General features: G+C 62.5%; 3 protein-coding genes. All 3 read right to left on the bottom strand.

Annotation, left to right across the window (positions count from 1 at the left end):
- Positions 1-808 (bottom strand): ATP-binding cassette domain-containing protein (locus EN914_RS33145; protein WP_164779100.1); only part of this gene is annotated, 808 nt, incomplete at its 3' end.
- Between the two features lie 59 nt (positions 809-867).
- A complete protein-coding gene (locus tag EN914_RS33140) occupies positions 868-1,848 on the bottom strand; it encodes an ABC transporter substrate-binding protein (protein ID WP_013525261.1) in 981 nt (326 codons plus the stop codon).
- A gap of 100 nt (positions 1,849-1,948) precedes the next feature.
- Entirely contained in the window at positions 1,949-2,104 is a 156-nt protein-coding gene (locus EN914_RS39925; RefSeq protein WP_281034685.1) for a GMC oxidoreductase, read from the bottom strand.
- Between the last annotated feature and the right edge of the window lie 3 nt (positions 2,105-2,107).

The following is a 2,107-nucleotide window of genomic DNA, read 5'->3' as shown; positions in this document are numbered from 1 at the left end:
GCACATCGCCTATCCTCGAACGATCGCGCGCGCCGAACGCAGTCGCGTGGCCGTCGACCACCGCGACATCGCGGCCAAGCATGGCCGCGACCAGTTCCAGTTTGCCGATGTCGCTCATCGCAGCGCTGCGCACCGTGTGGCCATCGCGCATGATCGTGACCCGGTCGCATACCTCGTAGAGCTCGTCGAGCTTGTGGCTGACGAATAGAACCGAGACGCCTTCGGCCTTGAGCTGCCGGACGACGCTGAACAAAACTGAGACTTCACGCTCGTCCAGCGAGGAGGTCGGCTCATCCATGATCACGAGGCGGGCGGAAAAGCCGATGGCGCGGGCAATCGCCACCATCTGCTGCGTGGCGGTATTGAAGTCGCCGAGCGGGCGGCGCACATCAATGCGGATCGAGAACCGGCTGAGCAGGCGCTCGGCTTCAGCATGCATCGCGCTCCAGTCGAGCAGTCCCCGACGGCGTTTCTCGCGTCCGAGGCAGATGTTCTCGGTTACAGAGCGGAGCGGGACGAGATTGATTTCCTGGTAGATGGTACTGATGCCGCTGACCTGCGCCTCATGCGGAGACCCGACCTCGAACGGCCTCTGCTCGAACAGCACCTGACCCCCATCCCGACGGTGGTAACCGGTGAGCACCTTGATAAGGGTCGACTTGCCCGCACCATTCTGGCCGATGAGTGCGTGGACCTCGCCCGGAAGGACCTGGAGTGAGGCACCGGCCAAGGCAGGGATACCGGCAAAACGCTTCTGGATGTCACGCATGTCCAGGAGCAGCGCTGCTTGATCCGGCTGAGTGATCATCGGCAAACTCCAAACCCTACCCGCCGGAGCGGGTAGGGCAGCTGGAAACAGGGTGGATATCAGAATGCAATATCGAAGTCCTTCTTCGCATTCGTCGGGTCGAAGAAGGCATCCTCGTTCTTAATAAAGGGCGGGATCTTTTTGCCGGCGGCATAATCGGCCATCGTGGCGAAGGCCTTCGGCCCGAACAGCGGGCTGCAGGCGCAGATGGCGCCGATCTTGCCGTCGATGATCGCCTGTACGCCTTCCTTCTCGCCGTCGATCGACAAGATCAGCACATCCTTGCCTGGGGTCTTGCCGGCGGCTTCCAAAGCGGCGATTGCACCCAGCGCCATCTCGTCATTGTGCGCGTAGATGATATCCGCATCGGGGTGCGCCTGAAGCAGCGTCTCGGCAACCTGCCGGCCCTTGTCGCGGGCGAAGTCGCCGGACTGAGACGCCAGGATAGTGAACTCCGAATGCTTGGCGATGAAATCGTCGAAGCCCTTCTTGCGATCGGTGGCCGCCGAGGCGCCGGTCGTGCCTTCCAGTTCGATGATCTTCGACTTGCCATTGGCGTTCTTGACCAGCCATTCGCCGATACGGGTCGCCTCCTCGATGAAATCCGACCCGATGAAGCAGACGTAATCCTCGCCCGGTTTGGCCATCGTGTGGTCAACGTCGCGGTCAACCAGGAACACCGGTATGCCGGCATCGCGCGCCGCCAGGATAACCGGCACCAGGGGCTTGTCCTCGCGCGGCGGCAGGAAGATGGCGTCGACGCCCTGCGCGATCATCGAGTTCACATCGGAAGCCTGCTTGGCCGACGATCCGGCGGCATCCGTGTAAACCAGTTGATGGCCGAGCTTGGCGGCTTCGTCCCGCATGCTCTTGGTCTCGGCAAGGCGCCACGGATTGTTGCTTTCCGTCTGGGCGAAACCGACCTTGTACTTGTCCTTCTTGGCGAGTGGCGGCAGCGCCGCAAAGGCGCGTGAGCCGAGCATCAGCGCGACCGCGCCGGCGGCGGAGCCTACCAGTAGTTTTCGACGGGTAATGATCATGCTCTTTCCTCCTTGATTGTCGCTTTCTGCGACCATGGACTTCCTCATCATTCGGCCCTGAAGGCTGCGGCGACGCCGCTGTTTGCAATTGGATGGGGCGCTATGCCGCCTCCAGGATGAAATCGGCGCATCGATCGCCCAGCATCATCGCCGGCGCGGCCGTGTTGCCGGCATTGATGTTCGGACAGGCCGACATGTCGGCAACCCGCAGATTGTCCACCCCGCGCACGCGCATCGCCGCGTCCAGCACCGCCATCCG

Source organism: Mesorhizobium sp. M7A.F.Ca.CA.001.08.2.1 (assembly GCF_003998455.1).
Lineage (GTDB): Bacteria > Pseudomonadota > Alphaproteobacteria > Rhizobiales > Rhizobiaceae > Mesorhizobium > Mesorhizobium ciceri.
The sequence above is the reverse complement of the archived record's forward strand: the minus strand, read 5'-3'. Positions and strand labels throughout refer to the sequence as shown.

What these genes read in the sequence shown, in the direction of transcription:
- EN914_RS33140 (WP_013525261.1), bottom strand. Translation starts at nt 1,848, where the DNA reads ATGATCATTACCCGTCGAAAACTACTGGTAGGCTCCGCCGCCGGCGCG.
- EN914_RS39925 (WP_281034685.1), bottom strand. Translation starts at nt 2,104, where the DNA reads ATGGCGGTGCTGGACGCGGCGATGCGCGTGCGCGGGGTGGACAATCTG.